Genomic DNA, 16,605 nt, shown 5'->3' on the forward strand with positions numbered 1-16,605 from the left:
TGGCATGACAGCGGAAAATGCGGCAAGAGCGAGCGCTCCTAAAACGCCCCTGCCAATTCCCTTGCGCCGGCTTTGCCGCTGTTCACGTCCATGCGCTCGTCGGTTACGGCCAGCAGCTTCGCCACCGTGTTGTGGCGGATCGCGACTGGGTTGCGCTCATAGCCGCCGCGCTGGAAGAAGTTCGAGGTCGGCACCCGCTCGCGCATCGCTTGCGGCATCGTCACCATGTCGAGGCCGGTGCCGTCGCCGGTGAGGTTCATCATCTCGAGCTCGGCCGCCGACAGCGGGCGCGAGTGTCCCTTGGCGCGGGCGAAATGCACCGAAGTCAGCAGCTTGTGGGTCTGCAGCATCGGTCCGATGTCGACGTCGAGCACCATCGCATGCATGGCCCAGCCCTGCGGGGTGGCACCCATCTTCTCGTGCTCCGACCAGGTATCGGGCACCGACTTCGCGTGCGCCACCATCTTCTTCAGGACAGTGAGCTTGTGCTCGAGCGCATGCCGCGCCGGTCCAGATGTGCGCGTCACCTTCTCGGACAGCGCGCGGATCAGTTCATGGCCCTGCTCGGCGAGCAGCTCGACGCTGTTGGTGGTGAGCAGCTGGTTGTAGCCCATCGCGGTCGAGATCGCGCGCTTGCCGCCATGCTCGATGCCCGCCTGCACGTCGTAACTGCCGGTGCCGCCGGTCTCGAACGAATAGACCCGCACCGCCTGCTCGCGCGTCAGGCCATGGGCCAGAGCGTAGCGCGCATAGGCGCGCTTGAACTCGAGCTCGCTGGACGGGCGTTGCGGCGTGAACTGGTAGAGTTCCTGCGCCGCACGCAGGAAATCGGCGACCACGGGGATCGGTCTTCTCGCGGGGCGATCCGGCGTTTCCTCCGGCTCCGGATTCACCGGCTTCTTCGGCCCGGTATAGAGCGGCGGATGCTCCAGCACGTAATCATCGAGCGTGATCTGCTGCCCATTGCGCCGCTTGGCGTTGCGGGCCTTCCGCTTCTCCGAGATCTGGCTCCAATAGGCGCCGGCCTCGGCATCGAAGGCGGCGCGCGCGGCCTGATATTCCGCGAGCTTGCGGCGATATTCGAGCACGGCCGGCGAAGCCCCCCCGCCTTGCGCGAAAAACTGCGACAGCAGCTGGGCGTTGGCATTGCGAACGGCGGGCGACAGCGCGTCGGCCTCGGCGCCGCGCGCCGCGGGCGAGATCAGGACGAGCGCGAGCGGAACCAGCGCCAATTTGTTTCGAATCGAGTGATGCATGCTGCCTTCTTAGCAGGCATCCGGTAACCGTCGCGTTAACGCGCCGTTTACCATCGTCACGTCCAGGCGAATACCGGCTGTTCCAGGTCGGTGACGCGGGTGTGCCGCCCCGCCAGCACCTCGCGGAACTGGTAGATCAGCGCCGCGGTCGGGGCATGGATCAGGCTCATCTGATGATGGAAGCGGATCACGCGGCGGCTGCTCTCGGGGATCTCAGTGAAATCGAAGGCATCGTCGCGCTCGATCGTGGCCAGCGCGATGCGATGGACGGAGGCGACCTCGTCCGGGTTCGGGCGGATCGCAGCACTGTCGGCCGCCCAGACCACGACCGGCGTGATCAGATAGCCCGAGCGCGTCGGATAATCGTCGAGCAGGCCGAGCACCGCATCGGCTGACAGCGCGAGTGCGAGCTCCTCGTCGAGCTCGCGCAGCGCCGCCTCGACCGGCGTCTCGCCGGCATCGCAGCGTCCGCCGGGCAGCGCCCATTGGCCGCGATGGGCGCGCAGGTGCGAGGCGCGCCTGGTGAGCAGGAAGGCGGTGTCGCCACCGTCGTCGGATTCGGTTAGCGCCAGCACCACCGCGGCGCGCTTCAGCGCCGACGGCTCGGCTGTGTCGGGCAGCCGCGCGAAGGCCGCGCAGACCTCTGCGATATTCCGTCTGGTGGCATCGTCGAACGTTCTCATGATGCTTGACTACACCAGGACTGCATCTGATGAAACGAGGAGACATCGCGTTGCAAGGACGAACGACGACATGACCAGCAAGGCCGCCGCAAGGTTGAAATCAGAGGGCTGGAGCATCCTGGAGACCACGGGCTTCCTGCATCTGATCGGCCCGTTGTGGGAGCGCAAGGTCGACGGCCATTACGAGTTCGCGCTCGCGACCGAGGACAAGCACCACAACCGCCGCGGCATGGTCCAGGGCGGCGTGATGATGACGTTCGCCGATCGCACCTGCGGCATGACGGCCCGTTACGTCTCCGGCAAGGAGTACTTGGCGACGGTGCAGCTCGACACCCATTTCGTCGAGGCCGGCCAGATCGGCGACACCCTGATCTCCCGCCCGCGCGTGGTGCGCTCGACCCGCAGCCTGATCTTCATGAGCACCGAGGTGACCGTGGACGACCGCTGCATCGTGATGGCGAACGGCGTGTTCAAGATCTTGAAGGGGCCGGGGTAGCTAGTCGGGCTGCGACCGCCCTCTCCCCGTCATTGCGAGCGCAGCGACTTGTCCGCCGAAGCCTTGGCGAAGGCGGAAGCAATCCAGCATCCCTCCGCGGACACATCTCTGGATTGCTTCGCTGCGCTCGCAATGACGGACTTTGCTGGCTATGCTGCCGTCCACCAACATCGAGGACTCGCCCATGCAATACCGCCAGCTCGGCCGCAGCGGCCTCAAGGTCTCGCCGATTTGCCTGGGCACCATGATGTTCGGCGGGCCGACCGATGAGGCCACGTCGAAGCGGATCATCGACAAGGCACGCGATTCCGGGATCAATTTCATCGACACAGCGGACGCTTATTCCAAAGGCGCCTCCGAGGAGGTCGTCGGCCGCGCCATCGCGCGCAATCGTGGTGCCTGGGTGCTTGCCACAAAGCTCGCAAACCCCATGGGGGACGATCCCAATCGCGGCGGACTGTCGCGGCGCTGGGTGTTGCAGGCGGCGGACGAGAGCTTGATGCGGCTCGGCACCGATCACATCGACATCTACTATCTGCACAAGGAAGACCATGCCACGCCGTTGGAGGAGACGGTGCGCGCCATGAGCGACCTGATCCACGCCGGCAAGGTGCGCTATTTCGGCGTCTCCAACTACCGCGCCTGGCGCGTCGCTGAGATCTGCAACATCTGCGACCGACTCGGCATCGACCGGCCCGCGGTGAGCCAGCCTTATTACAACGCCATGAACCGCATGCCGGAGGTCGAGCACTTTCCGGCCTGCGCCTATTACGGTCTCGGCATCGTGCCCTATAGTCCATTGGCGCGCGGCGTGCTCACCGGCAAGTACAGGGTGGATGCAGCGCCCGACAAGGAGACGCGCGCGGGGCGCAACGACACCCGCATGATGCAGACCGAATGGCGGCCGGAATCGCTCCAGCTTGCGCAGGAGATCAAGGCTCACGCCGAGAAGAAAGGCATCACCGCCGGCCAGTTCGCGGTCGGCTGGGTGCTCAACTCCGCCTTCGTCTCGTCGGTGATCGCCGGTCCCCGCACCGAGGAGCAATGGGACGGCTACATCAGCGCGCTCGATTATCGTTTCACCGCGGAGGACGAGGCGCTGATCGACCGCCTGGTGACGCCAGGCCATCCCTCGACGCCAGGCTACAATGATCCGGCCTATCCGATCGAAGGCCGCCGCGCGCGGACGGCGTGAGGGGGGCCTTCGATGGCGCTTCAAGACCGCTACGGCCTGCCGCTCTCCACCACCTCGCACGAGGCAGCATCCGCCTATCGCGACGGCGTCGACCTCATGCTCGCGGGCTGGACCGGCACGGCGGAGATGCTGGAGCGCGCGATCGCGGCCGACCCTGATTTCGCGCTGGCCCACATCGCCCGCGGCCGCGTTCATGCCTTCTACCAGCAGGGCGATCTCGCGCGGCAAAAGGCGGCACGCGCGCGCGAGCTCGTGGCCGGGCGCGGCAGCGAGCGCGAGCGCTCGCATGTCGAGACGCTGGCGCTCGCGATCGAGGGCCGGCTGCCGGAGGCGATCGCATCGACGCTGAAGCATATCGACGCATGGCCCCGCGACGCATTGGTGCTGTCGCTGCCGCTTGGCGCGTTCGGCCTGTTCGCCTTCTCCGGCATGGCCGATCACGACCGCGCCCGGCACGAGCTCTGCGAACGCGTCACCCCACATTACGGCGAGGACTGGTGGTTCCTCACCATGTCCGGCTGGGCGATGACGGAGAATGGCGACGTCGCGCGCGGCCGCGCCGTCACCGAGCGCGGCTTCCATCTGCGCCGGGAAAATGCCCACGCCGCGCACGCGGTGCTGCATGCGATGTTCGAGGACGGATCGATCGAGGACGCCGATCGTCTCGTCGACGAATGGCTGCCGGCTTATGACCGCTCCGGAATCCTCCACGGCCATATCCGTTGGCATCAGGCGCTCGGCGCGCTCGAGCATGGCGATGCGGCGCGGGCGCTCGCGATCTATGCCGACGTGCTTCGGCCCACTGCCACGCAGGCGCCGCCGCTCAACGTCATCACCGACAGCGCTTCGCTGCTGTGGCGCCTGTCGATGTACGGTCATGCGGTACCGAAGGCGCTGTGGCAGGAAGCCGACGCCGCCGCGCAAAAACTGTTTCCGAAATCGAGTCTGTCCTTTGCCGACGTCCACATGGCGCTATTCGCAGCCGCGACGCAGAATCGCGAAGCGCTCGCCGCCCGCCTTGCGGCGATCGAGCAGCGGCTTGCCGACGGCAAGCTGCCGGCGGGCCCTGTGGTGCCGGCGATCTTCCGGGCGCTCGCGGCTTTCGCTGATGAGGACTACCGGACTTGCGTGCAGATGCTCGCGCCCGTGCTCGGCGAGGTCGTGCGCATCGGCGGCAGCCACGCCCAGCGCGAGCTGATCGAGGACACCTATATCGTCGCGCTCATGCGCAGCGGTGAGCTGCCTCGCGCCCGCGCCGTGCTGGACGCCCGCCTCCACCGCCGCCCCTCCTTCCGCGACAGGCGCTGGCAGGCGGCGATGGGTTAGGTTATTGTTTGAGCATGAGCCTTTCGGAAAACCGCTACGCACTTTTCCGGATCATGCCACGAAAAAAACACCGCCCTGATGGCATGTGCCCGCCGGGATGGATCGGGCGATTTGAACGAATCGCCGTCGGGGTGGCCGTGGTGGTATTCCAGACGGGATTTGCAGCACAAACGGGATCGCAACCAATTTGCGGCTCGATGGCTATGGTGCGGAACTCTTCCGCCATAGCCCTCTGGCTCATGAGCCCGACGATGCGCCTTCGCCGATTGCTCCTCGCCGCGCTGCTCGTGCTTGCGGCAAGTCCTTGTTTTGCCGAGACTTCCAAACCGATTCCGGTCAACAATCCGCCGGCGCGGCCGAACGCGTTCATCGATCTCCTGGCGCTGATGTCCGGCCACTGCAAGACGTTCAGGGTCGCGGGCCGCACCTTCCCGTGCAAGACGGTGGCCTATGCCCATGGCGACACGGGCCGGGTCAATTTCGCGGTCGCGGTCGACGATCCCTCCGATGACAGCCACGTGGTGTCGTTCTCCGGCGAGAATGGCAAGCGCGCCGACGACAATTCCTACGAGCTGCGGATCGACCGCGTGCTGCTCAACTCCAAGAACCGCCCCAAGGTCGACGGCCTGCCGGTGCCGGCCGAGCAGACCTCGACCGGCATCTGCCGCCAGACCGGCAACTTCGCCGCCAGAAAGGTGAACGACGTCACCTGCTCGGCGACCGACAGCGAGGGCCGCAAATACGAGCTGCTGTTCGTCTCCGACGGCACCCCGGTCAGCGTGCGCCGCATCCGTCAGTCGGCCCCGTCGATCCAGGACCCGTTCAAGTAGGTCCGTGTCCGCTGGCGTCAACGTGTACGATCGCGCTGATGCCACGGAGCCCTGGCACTGCGCTCAGCTATCACGGTCGTACATTCATCGCAGACAGGATGCGATCCTCGCTGCGCTCTCCGAGCGACACCGCTTTCCTAATCCGCATCCGTGCCAGTTGCGAAAATCTACATGCGCCACTCTCGTGTCCCGGACTCGCACCGCATCGTCGAAGAGAAGCTGCGCCGCGTTCGGGGCGCGAGTCGCAGGCCATGCCTCTTCATGCGACGATAGATCGCGCGGCCTTCGCTCGTTCACAAACGTTAACGTGCGTTCATCGGGGAACTGAAAATCTGCGTCGTTTCGACGCCCGCAGTGGCTGGAACGCGCGGGATACTCATGGGTTGTCACACGACCTTCAACTGGAGTGATGACATGAAATATCTCATTGCCGCGATCGCCCTTGGTGCTGCGGCGTTGGCCGGTGGATCGGCGAGCGCGGCCGGCAATACAAGTGCCAAGCAGACCGCGCAGGAAAGCCAGACCACCGACATCAGCGCGCACCGCAGGCATTACCGCCACCATCATCATTGGCGGCATCATCACGGCTATTACCGGCCGTATTACAGGAGCTACGGCTATTACCCGCGGCACCACGGCTATTACGGCGGCGGGCCCTACGGCTATTACGGCGGAGGCCCCGGCGTGACGTTCAGCTTCGGCGGCGGACGCTGGTAAGATCTGGAGACACACGCGACGAGAGGCCCGCATCAGATGCGGGCCTCTTTTCATTGTCCCCGAAGGATCATGTTCGCCGTTTCCAGGCCGCTCGCCAGTGCCGCCTCGACCGTGCCCATATCGCGGCCGCGATAGAGCGCTTCGCCGGAAAACAGCACCAAGCCGTCGCCACGCGCGAGGATCGCCTGTGCCGCTCGGGTGCGCGGCGTCGCCCACGAATAGGCGCCGCGCGCGAACGGATCATGCGCCCAGTTGGTCGCGGCGGACGCCACCAGCTCGCGCGCGATGTGATCGCGCGGCAGGCCGAAGATTGCGGCGAGCGAGCCGAGCCCGGCATCGATCAATGCTCGCGCGTCGAGGCTTTCCAGCTCCGCCGTGCGCGGGCCGCCGAACCAGCCCGTCAGCACGGGATGCTGGTCCGGATAGCGCGTCCACCAGACCGGGATCGCCTCGTCCGAGAGCAGGAATGTCATGTCCGCAAGGTCTTCCTTGCGCTCGCGCCACCATGGCCGCGCGAAGCGCAGCAGGATCTTGATGACGTTGCCAAAGCCGATGTCGTCGACAGCAGCCAGCTTGGCACGCGCGCCTGCCGGTAGCGCGATCTCGCGCAGCAGCGGCAGCGGCACGGTGAGGATCATGCGGTCGCAGGCGTGCACGTCGCCGCCGGCGCAGCGAACGATCACCGCGCCGCCCTCCTCCGCAATCGCCGACACGACGCTGCCGAGGCGGATGGTGACGCCGTGCCTGCGGCAGTCGGCCGTCATCACGTCGATCATCGCGCCGTAGCCGCCTTCGATGCGCGCCTGCGGAGCGTGCCCGCCGTCCATCCATTCCGCGCGCAGCGCCAGCGTGGAGGCGCGTTCGGGATCGGCCGCGTCATAGCCCTCGACCATCCGCTCGATCGAATGGCGCAGCGGCGCGTAATTGTCGCCTGCAAAATGCCGGCGCAGGAAGTCGGCGACCGTGAGGTCGTCCTTCAAGTCCGCGAGCTTGGCCTGAAGCTCCGCTTCATGGGGATCGTCACGCGCCTCGCGTGTGAGCTTCGTCCCGTCAAAGCTCCACTGCTCGCCTTCGATCTCCTGAAGCGACAGGCCTGCCTCGCGCAGCAATGCGCGGGTGACCGGCGCCTCGCCATGGACGAACTCGGCGCCGCCATCGGCGGCATAGCCGAACTCCGAGGCCGGCAGCGGATGAATGCGGCCGCCGCAGCGCTGGCGCGCCTCCAGGATCGTCACCTTGCGCCCCGCACGCGCCAGCTCGCGCGCCGCCATCAGGCCGGCCGCGCCGGCGCCGACGATGACGATGTGCTCGGACGGATCGGACATGGCCGCGCCTTACCGGCTCACGGCTTGCGGATCGTTCTGGATCAGATAGCGCAGCAGCAGGACGTCGCCGCCGAGCTCGCGCGTGCTCTCCAGCGTCATCGCGGCGATCGGCGCGCGCCGGTCGCTGTCCGCCTCGGTGGAATCGAACACGAACGGGGCGCCTTTTGCGCCGTCGATCGCAGGGCTGAGGATCAGGTTGAATTCGTCGATGAGGCCGGCGCGCAGGAACGCGCCGTTGGCAACGCCGCCGCCCTCGACCAGCAGGCGCTTCACGCCGAGCTCGCGGCTGAGAATGTCCAGCGTCAGTGCGAGGTCGATCTCGGATTGGCCGGCAAAGATGTAGGACACGCCCTCGCCGCGGAGGCCAGCGAGATGCGAATCCGGGACATTCTCGGTCAGCACGACGACGATCGGATCGCCGCCGATCTCCGCGCGCCCCCAGCCGATCTTGCCCTCTGCATCGAGCACGACGCCGTAGGTCTTTGCATCGCGCCGGGCGAACCAGTTTTCGCGCGGAACTTTCGCGTCTGTCGGGGGATAGGGCCTGCCCTTGGCGAACTCCGAACCCGTGACGCGGCCGATCACCCAGGCATCGCCGCCGAGCTCATCGTGGATCTTCTCGAACCAGTCCGTGCCCGCGCCCTTCGGACGCCAGCGGCTGGGATGCGTGCGGCCGTCGAGGCTGGAGTGCATCAGGCAGATGACGTGGGGCTTCATGCAATCCTCCGGGCAGCACTCAGGCCGCGGATCCACCGCGCGCGGCACGATCGTTCACGATCGCCGCCAGCGGATTGAGCCTGGGTGGCGCTATGAGCTGGAGCGTGTTGGTGTCGTGGTGATTGAACGGCGCGCCGCGCACGAACAACTCGGTCTGGATCAGATAGGTCCAGCTGCGGTCGTCGTTGAAGGTGATGTCGCAGCGGTAAGCATCGGTGCGAAAGGCCTGCTCCAGAAAATCGGTCGAGCAGATCCCGTAGGCGGTGTCGCCGCGCTTGGCGGTGACCGAGATCGTCTTGTCGTCGGGCCCGGCCGTGCCCGAGGCCAGCAGCACCTGCCCGCGCGGGATCGCCAGGGTCTGCATGATCAGCCCGGTCGCCGGCTCCCACAGCCAGTAGCCGACCTGGTCGTGGAAGGTAATGTCTTCCTCGGGCGTGTTGATGTGGATGTGGTACCGCAGCCCGTACAACAGCTGCGGCCCGTTGGCCTGCGGATCGATCGGATCCATGCGGATGTGCTCGATGAAGGTCCGCCGCTCCGGCCCTTCCGCCTTCGGATTGATGTCGATGCCCTTGTCCGCCTGCCAGGTGCCGGCAAGACGCCGAAGCGGGCCGAGATTGGCCAGGCCGTCGGGCGAGACGTCCTCGGGTTCGGTGAAGATATCGGCGGGAATGGGGAGCATGGCGGCCTCGCGGGGGTGCAGAGACCAGCCATAACACGGGCAGGCGGCGGCCTGAATTCAACTGTTAGCGGCACAGCGACGGAGGCATTCGAGCCATGCGAGGATGCGCATTGCATCCCGCGCCCGCCTCTGGCGCTGCAGCCGGGCCGGTTGACGAAGACGTCGAGGCTGGCGCGTCCCCGCGACCGCTTCAAGCCGCTTCCGACACCGATCTCGCACGCTGCTCGAGCACGCCGATCGTCGCGACCAGATTGTCGCGTCGGGCGCGAAGGTTGGCCGCGAGAAGCGGGTAGGTCGGCTGAACCGGGTCGAACACCCCGGCGCGCGCCTCTTCCTCGAGAATGTCGGTATTAATCAGCCGAACGCGCCACCATAAATCGGCGATCAACGCGTCGAGCCGGAGTTCGTCAACAGCACCAGAACGGGACACTTCCTGCATCACTTGCCTCAACCTGAAACGGCCTCTCCGCCGAGGCCCGGGCTTGGGTCAGGACTGAGCAAGGGGAGTGCCAGGACGGGCGGGCGCAGGCTTCCGAACCGGCAATTAAGGAACGCTCTTCGGCCCAAGGGGCTGCAGTGGCGGGCATGATGAAAACGCCTGGGGCATTCAGCTCACGCCACCCGCCGTTTCCGGCGCGCCGTGGGGGCTTGCCAGGAGAGGCTTGCAAGCGGCACGGGCTTGCTGAAGTGAAATCCCTGGCCGAGCGGGATGCCGAGTGATTGGAGCCGTCTGACCTGTTCGGAGGACTCGACCCCCTCGGCGACGATCGACAGCTTCAGCGTCTTTGCGAGCTGCACGATGGATTTCAGCACGGCGACGGTCTCGCAGCGATCGATCCTGTCGATGAAGGATTTGTCGATCTTGACCTTGTCGAAAGGAAAGGCCGTTAAATAGGACAACGACGAGTATCCGACACCGAAATCGTCGAGGGCAATGGAGACGCCGAGCGCCTTGAGGCGCTGGAGCGTCCTGAGGTTCTCCTCGGTGTCGGCGAGAAAAACGCTCTCGGTGATCTCGAGCTCGAGCCGGGTCTGCGGAAGCCCGCTCTGCGTCAACGCAAAGGTCACGGTGTCGACGAGATTGGCGCTGGCAAATTGCAGGGCGGAGAGATTGACAGCGACCTTGATGTCGCCCGGCATGTTCATCGCATCGCGGCAGGCCCTGGCGAGCACCTGGTGGCCGAGCTCGACGATCAGTCCCCCCGCCTCGGCAACCGCAATGAACTCCGCCGGAGGGATGTAGCCCCTGGTGGCGTGATGCCAGCGCGCCAGGGCCTCGACCGATTTTACCCGACCAGTGCCGAGCTCGATCACAGGCTGATAAAACAGCTCTATCTCCTCGCGCCAGATCGCTTCACGCAGCTCGATCTCGAGCACGTTGCGTTGATCCGCTTCCGCCTTGAGCTCCGGTGAATAGACGTGGAAGCAGTTTCTGCCGGCATTCTTCGACCTGTAGAGCGCAAGATCGGCGTTGCGAAGGATCTCGTCGACCCGCGTGCCGTGCTCGGGCACGAGCGCAAGGCCAATGCTACAGCCGCTCACGACGGGGTGGCCATCGATGTGAAAGGGTTCGGCAATGGCTTCGACCAGCCGCGCGGCCAGGCTTTCAGCGCCCTCGCGCATCGCGGCCCCGCCGGGTGCCACGATGACGGCAAATTCGTCGCCGCCGATTCGCGCCGCCGTATCGGCATCACGGATCTGCGCCTTGATCCGGTCGGCAACCTGCTTCAGCAACGCGTCGCCGCATTGATGGCCGAGCGCATCATTGACCGACTTGAACTTGTCGAGATCGAGCAGGAGTACGGCGAACGCGGGCTCCGGCCGGCGCGGGCGGGCCAGCGCCTCGTCGATGCGCTCCTTGAACAGGTTGCGATTGGCAAGGCCGGTCAGGCTGTCGTAATGCGCGAGCCGCTCGATGCGGTCCGCCGACGCCTTGCGCTCGGTGATGTCCTCATGCGTGGCAACCCAGCCGCCGTCCTCGCGCCGGCCGTAGGAGATGTAGACGACCCGGCCGTCCGGAAACTGCACGGTGTTCGAGATCTGCTCCGACTGGGCGAGCCGGTTCTTCAAATCGACGAGGTACGCCTCGACGTCGAGCACGGCGGTCTGCTTCGCGAACACCTCCCGGAAGTCCATGCCGATCCGGATGTCTTCCGGCACGAGGTCGTAAAGTTCGAGCCATTGCCGGTTGAACGCGATCAGGCGGTCACGGCCATCGAACATGCTCAAGCCCTGGGGGAGGTTCCTGAGCGCATCCTCGAACTTGCTGGCGAAATCGCGCCGCTCGCGGTGGGCGCGATCCAGCGCCTGCTGCCGTCGCCAATGAAATGTCGTCGCGGCGAGGATGATGAACGTGAGCAGCACCGCGCCGCCGAGATAGACCTTCTGCCTGAAGGCGGAGCGGGAATAGATCTCCTGCTCCGAAATGCCGACGGTGAAGATGAGCGGAAACGCGCGCGACCTGCGCGCCGTGATCAGTCGGTCGCTGCGGTCCGGTCGGTTCTCGTTCCAATATTGCGCATAGAAGCCGTCGCCCAGTTCGCCCGCGACGCGGCTCGGCGCGCTTTGTCCCAGCACTGACCCCTGGTCCACGCCCCGGGCGGCGAGCACCACGTGGCTCGCATTCCTGAGCACCAGCGTTCCCCCGACGCCGAGCTTTGCGGTGTCGTAGAACCTGCCGACGACGTCGACGCTGATCGAGCCGACAACCACGCCGACCCGATTGCCGGCGAGATCGAACAGCTTTCTCGCGAGCTGTATCGTCCACTTTTTGGACGCGCGGCCCAGCACCGGCTTCGCCACGTAAAGGCGATCGTCGACCTGCGACATGGTATGAATGAAGTGCTCGCGATCACCGAGATAAAGTGGCGGACCGGAATAGCCCGCCGTCGTCTCGGTCATGTATCCGTCCGATCCGATCAGAGCGAACTGGACCACGTCGCCGGTGGCGAGGCGGGCCTTGTCGGACCAGAACTTCAGGCTGAAGGCCTGCGGATCCTGGGCGTAGAGTGCCTGTACCACCAGCAACGACTGATCCACGCGCTCGAAGATGCGCTCGGTGTTCTCCTCGAACAATTCGGCGACGCTGTTGCCGTGCGACCGCGCTTGCTGGATCGCGTCCATCCGCTCGGAGGCGGTGATTGCGAAATAGCCGATCCAGACCAGGGGGAGAAAGAACAATGCGATCTGCAGCGGAGCATTCCGCAGGATCGCTCTTCCGGCTTTGCGGACTGCCCCTGCGGGAATCACGACGCGCACCCCCGCTTCGGCCGCCAGGGCAGAACTGCGCTCGCCCGCAGTATTGGCATCGCCTTGTCTCCGCCTCGACTGCACAGGGACACCCGCGCGGGTGCCGTTCATAGCGCGAAGGTAGCCGAAACAGCCTTAAGTTTTTGTTTGGAGGAAGCTCAATTCTTCAGCTCAAAGCCTCCGTATCATCACGGAGGTCGGCTGGTATTCAGGCACATCGCCATGTCGCAAGCGGCACATTTTAACCGTCTTTGGACCGTTTTTCACATCGCGCGCGCAAGGACGATCGTGCCGGACAGGATGAGGAGCGCGCCTGCCGCATAACTCAACCGTTGGCCGAACGGCAGCAGCTTCTCGGCGGCGACATAGAGCGCGATGCCGATGATCCAGGCCAGGTTCATCACGCCGCCGACGAACAGCAATACCATCAGAAACCAGCAGCAGCCGACGCAGTAGCTGCCGTGGCGAAGTCCCATCCGGAATGCGCCGCGCGTGCCGGGCCGCCAATATCGACTGAGAAACAACAGCGGACTGTCGCAGTAGCGCAGGCAGGCCTGTTTGAGCGGCGTGAACTGATAGAGCCCTGCTGCAATCAGCACGCCGCCGCCCAGAATCGCGCTGGTGCTTGCCATCGCCATCGACAACAACCCGAAGCGTTCGAATGCTCCTTGCACCAGGACCGCAGCGAGACTGAACCCGGCCCACGTCACGAGATAACCGGCGAGAAAGATCCAGCTATCGATTGCGGCGCGGGAGGCAGCCTCCTGCCTTCGCTTGACGGTCGCATACAGGAGAACGGTGGGCACCGCGCTCGGCGCCATCATCGCGATCATCATCACCCACCACATCACGAACAGCAGCGCGCCATAGAACGGCGTCCACGGCATCGGCGCCATGTCCGGCATGTCGGCCATCATCTCGGTGTCCATGCCGGCGCCCGCAGCGAGATAGGCCCAGGCGAGCGCGACCACTGCGGCGGTCCCGATCGCGACGATCAGCCGGTCGCGGTGGAGCAAGTGTTCGAGTATCGAGCGCTCCTGCATCGACTTGTCCATAGCGACGAGGAGCTGACACCGAGATCTTGTGTCGGTGTCAGCGCCGCATCATGCCGCAACGCCCTTAGGCGTCTGCACGACATTGGCGAGCGAGCTATGCGTAGCGCGGGTCTCGAACCGGATCGCGCCGGTCGAGCGGATGTCGGCGGATGCGACCTCGGCCGCCCGATGTTCGAACCCTTCGGGCATGACCACCTGGATGCGGTGCGGATCACCGGTCACCGGATTCTTGATCGGCTCGACATCGGTCTCGAGCACGCCCTTGGCGACGAGTCTTGCGACGCGTCCGTCCTTGTCGAATGAGAACTCGAACGGCACAAACACGGGATCATGGATCTTGGTGACGATCATGCTGACGATCTGGAACAGCGTGCCTTCGGCCGAATGCTTACCGGAGAAGATATCGAACAACGCCTGTCGCTGCTCCGCCGTGGCGCGTTCGTCGATGATGGGCTGGATTGTCCCATTGCCCTCATGCAGCGGCCCGGGGAAATCGACCGTGATCGCAAAGCAGAGACCATCGAGCCTGGTCCCTTCGAAATGTCCCTTGGCGATCCGCATGGCGACCAATCCCTTGCAATAGCCTTGGGTCGGCCGTGCGTTGAAATCGCAGGGGCAGCCGAACGCGCAGGTGCAGTTCTTCATCCATTCGCCTTCGAGACGCCAGTCCGATGCAGTCATGGCACATCTCCTGATGTGAGCGGGGACGCGGCAGCCGTTGACGAATTTGTTCAGCGTTCTCGTCGAAGCAATGCGAAATGGCGCGAGCGGGATCGAGGTCCGATCAGAAGGCCGGCATCGCAGAAATAGTCTGGTGGCGAGCTGCCGTTTACTGTCGGAGGATCATATCAGCGGCGGCCGGCTGCGTATAGCGGACGAGGGTCGTGGCTCGGGGGCAGCTACAGCTCGGGGGATGTCCGACGTTCGGGGCGTGGTGCGCAGGGGCGGGATGCGCTCTCCGACGCTCTTGTAATTGAAATATCGAGAGAATTTCTAGCAAGCAACAAGAACGTATTGGCATGAGTGAGCACGTCCGGCTTTCCCTTCGGATTCCAGAGGATGCCAAATTGGTGAAGCCGCGCCGTGAGGAACGAGAACTGCCGAAACCGATCGAGGCCGCCATGGGCTTCGATCGCCAGTTGCTGAAGATTGGCATCGATCTCTTCCCTCACTCGTCCAGGAAGGTTCGGCAATGGGCGACGAACCTCGCTGGATACTGGAACAGCGCGCCGTGGCCGGAGTCCGGATAGAGAACGAGCTGGGCGTTCTTCATAGCCTTGAACATGTTGTAGGCGTTGATGCTCGGAAACATCGTGTCGTCGCTGCCGTGCACGATGAGCGTAGGCTGCGCGATGGCGCGGAGCGTCGCTTCGCCTTCATGCTTCCTGGCGCACCAGCCAATGATTGCCTTCGCCTGCGCGTTGCTGACATCCTCGCCGCTGTCCGGATCACGATCCTCCTTGCGCATCGTTGCGCGGGCGACGAAAGCGCGGCCGGCGCGCTGACTTTCTTCGGAGGGTGTGAAGAACAGGGGCAACCGCACATCCGTCCCGCTTTGAGCGAAGGCTTCGTCGACTACGGCGAGCAGATGTTCCTCGCCCCCGCGCGGTGCAGCGCCGGCGATGATGAGCTTGCGGATCAAGCCGGGGTGCTGCACGGCAAGCACTTGGGTGAGCATGCCGCCGAGGGAGAAGCCGAGGAGGTCAACCTTTGGCAGATCAAGGCCTCGTATGAATGTCTCGGCATCCGAGGCCATCTGCTCCACCGTGTCGGGCGTCCGGCCGGTGGAGGTGCCTATGCCGAGATTGTTGAACGCAATGACCGGCCGCGTTTCAGCAAGGCTATTCACCACTGCCGGATCCCAGGCATCCATCGTCCCGGTGAAGTGCTGCAGCAGGATGAGCGGCGTCCCGGCCGTCGGGCCGAGCCGCCGGAAGGCGAAGCGCACATCGCCGACGTTCAAAGATTCTGTTCTAGCGGTTTCGAGCGACATGGTTGCTCCTTTGTGAGTTGCATTTGCTTGATGCGGAGTCGATCCTGATTGGCAGCGCATCTACATGGTGAGGACGATGCAAAAGCGGGCTTCGCCCGCCATCATCTTGCGATACGCTTCCGGCGCGCGTTCTAGCGGCATCGTCTCGATCATGGCGGCAACGCCAGCGAGCGAGCTGAACCGCAAGGTGGCATCGGCGGTCGCTGGATCGCCGGTCAAGGCGCCTTCGATCGAACGCTCGCCGAACAGGAGGTCGGACGTCGCGATCTCCGCAGGTTCGGGAGATGCGCCGAGCGCGATGATCCGGCCGCGCGGCCGAAGTCCCTTCACCGCGTCTGCCACAGCTCTACCACCTGACGCGGTGATGACGACGAGCTGCGCGCCGCCCAGATCCTGCAGCGCGGAAGCAACCGCGACGCTCGAGCTGTCGACATAATGGTGGGCGCCAAGCTTTCCGGCGAGACCACCTTTGTCCGGTCCGCGCCCAATCGCCACGACCTCGAAGCCCATGCGCCGGGCGAACTGCACGGCGAGGTGCCCGAGGCCGCCAATGCCGATCACGGCGACCAGATCGCCGGCGCGAGCGGGAGAGTTGCGGAGCGCGCTGAAGGTCGTCAGTCCGGCGCAGAGCAGCGGAGCGGCGTCTTCCGAGGCGAGCCCATCGGGAATCGACACGAGGCCACTTGAGCGCGCGAGCATGTACTGCGCGTAGCCCCCGTCATGATGAACGCCGGTGAACTCCTGGTTCCGGCAATTGACGAGATCGCCGCCGCGGCACTCTGCACAGTGTCCGCAACTACCTCCGAGGAAGCCGATGCCGACGCGCTGCCCGAGCGTCCAACCCTCGACGTTGCTGCCGACCGCGTCGATCACGCCTACAGCCTCGTGGCCCGGCACGCGCGGCCATTGGATCGGAAAAGCCCCTTCGACGGTCGCGGCGTCGGAGTGGCAGACACCGCAGGCCTCGACGCGAAGGCGGACCTGCCCGGGGCCGGGATCGACAAGCGGCTTTTGCGTCAGTTCGAGCTGTCCCGGCGCGACGGCCTGAACAGCGCTGTATGTCGTCGGATCGCTCGACATG

16 protein-coding genes are annotated in these 16,605 nt (G+C 65.1%); 5 read left to right on the top strand and 11 right to left on the bottom strand.

The genetic code is table 11. The features are described from left to right. Nucleotides 1-38: 38 nt before the first annotated feature. Nucleotides 39-1,256 carry a hypothetical protein gene (locus I6F16_RS25710; RefSeq protein WP_225113357.1) on the bottom strand — a complete coding sequence of 406 codons (1,218 nt, stop codon included), beginning with the start codon at nt 1,254-1,256 and terminating at the stop codon, nt 39-41. A 56-nt stretch (nt 1,257-1,312) separates the two neighbouring features. After that, nucleotides 1,313-1,939, bottom strand: a complete 627-nt coding sequence (locus I6F16_RS25715; protein WP_225113358.1) for a CoA pyrophosphatase — start codon at nt 1,937-1,939, stop codon at nt 1,313-1,315. A gap of 70 nt (nt 1,940-2,009) precedes the next feature. Here I6F16_RS25715 and I6F16_RS25720 point away from each other — a divergent pair, with 70 nt between their 5' ends. The 5 genes from I6F16_RS25720 to I6F16_RS25740 all read left to right on the top strand — a co-directional run bounded on the left by I6F16_RS25720 (nt 2,010) and on the right by I6F16_RS25740 (nt 6,503). Beyond that, on the top strand, nt 2,010-2,435 hold the full coding sequence (locus I6F16_RS25720) for a PaaI family thioesterase (RefSeq protein WP_036014328.1): 426 nt from the start codon (nt 2,010-2,012) through the stop codon (nt 2,433-2,435). 184 nt (nt 2,436-2,619) lie between these two features. Then, on the top strand, nt 2,620-3,630 hold the full coding sequence (locus I6F16_RS25725; RefSeq protein WP_225140507.1) for an aldo/keto reductase: 1,011 nt from the start codon (nt 2,620-2,622) through the stop codon (nt 3,628-3,630). Between the two features lie 12 nt (nt 3,631-3,642). Then, entirely contained in the window at nt 3,643-4,956 is a 1,314-nt protein-coding gene (locus I6F16_RS25730; RefSeq protein WP_225113360.1) for a tetratricopeptide repeat protein, read from the top strand. A 251-nt stretch (nt 4,957-5,207) separates the two neighbouring features. After that, nucleotides 5,208-5,786 (top strand): hypothetical protein, encoded by a 579-nt coding sequence (locus I6F16_RS25735; RefSeq protein WP_225113361.1) that lies wholly within the window; start codon nt 5,208-5,210, stop codon nt 5,784-5,786. 414 nt (nt 5,787-6,200) lie between these two features. Beyond that, nucleotides 6,201-6,503, top strand: coding sequence for a hypothetical protein (locus I6F16_RS25740; protein ID WP_036027019.1), 303 nt, complete (start codon nt 6,201-6,203; stop codon nt 6,501-6,503). Between the two features lie 50 nt (nt 6,504-6,553). On the opposite strand, the gene I6F16_RS25745 is transcribed toward I6F16_RS25740, so the two are convergent. From I6F16_RS25745 to I6F16_RS25785, 9 genes are all read right to left on the bottom strand, one after another. After that, nucleotides 6,554-7,828: an NAD(P)/FAD-dependent oxidoreductase gene (locus I6F16_RS25745; RefSeq protein WP_225113362.1), complete on the bottom strand. Its 1,275-nt coding sequence runs from the start codon at nt 7,826-7,828 to the stop codon at nt 6,554-6,556. A 9-nt stretch (nt 7,829-7,837) separates the two neighbouring features. Continuing rightward, nucleotides 7,838-8,545: a dihydrofolate reductase family protein gene (locus I6F16_RS25750; RefSeq protein ID WP_225113363.1), complete on the bottom strand. Its 708-nt coding sequence runs from the start codon at nt 8,543-8,545 to the stop codon at nt 7,838-7,840. 19 nt (nt 8,546-8,564) lie between these two features. Then, complete coding sequence (locus I6F16_RS25755) at nt 8,565-9,227, bottom strand: heme-binding beta-barrel domain-containing protein (RefSeq protein ID WP_225113364.1); 663 nt, start codon at nt 9,225-9,227, stop codon at nt 8,565-8,567. 190 nt (nt 9,228-9,417) lie between these two features. Further along, nucleotides 9,418-9,666, bottom strand: a complete 249-nt coding sequence (locus I6F16_RS25760) for a hypothetical protein (protein WP_225113365.1) — start codon at nt 9,664-9,666, stop codon at nt 9,418-9,420. A 173-nt stretch (nt 9,667-9,839) separates the two neighbouring features. Further along, complete coding sequence (locus I6F16_RS25765; protein ID WP_225113366.1) at nt 9,840-12,407, bottom strand: EAL domain-containing protein; 2,568 nt, start codon at nt 12,405-12,407, stop codon at nt 9,840-9,842. 332 nt (nt 12,408-12,739) lie between these two features. After that, on the bottom strand, nt 12,740-13,405 hold the full coding sequence (locus I6F16_RS25770; protein ID WP_345944114.1) for a DUF2182 domain-containing protein: 666 nt from the start codon (nt 13,403-13,405) through the stop codon (nt 12,740-12,742). A gap of 174 nt (nt 13,406-13,579) precedes the next feature. Continuing rightward, entirely contained in the window at nt 13,580-14,212 is a 633-nt protein-coding gene (locus tag I6F16_RS25775) for a DUF1326 domain-containing protein (protein ID WP_057027610.1), read from the bottom strand. 487 nt (nt 14,213-14,699) lie between these two features. Continuing rightward, nucleotides 14,700-15,524 carry an alpha/beta hydrolase gene (locus tag I6F16_RS25780; protein ID WP_225113367.1) on the bottom strand — a complete coding sequence of 275 codons (825 nt, stop codon included), beginning with the start codon at nt 15,522-15,524 and terminating at the stop codon, nt 14,700-14,702. A 60-nt stretch (nt 15,525-15,584) separates the two neighbouring features. Further along, entirely contained in the window at nt 15,585-16,604 is a 1,020-nt protein-coding gene (locus tag I6F16_RS25785; protein ID WP_225113368.1) for an alcohol dehydrogenase catalytic domain-containing protein, read from the bottom strand. Nucleotide 16,605 lies beyond the last annotated feature (1 nt).

Origin of the sequence: Bradyrhizobium sp. IC4060 (assembly GCF_020193715.1) — a bacterium.
Taxonomy (GTDB): domain Bacteria; phylum Pseudomonadota; class Alphaproteobacteria; order Rhizobiales; family Xanthobacteraceae; genus Bradyrhizobium; species Bradyrhizobium yuanmingense.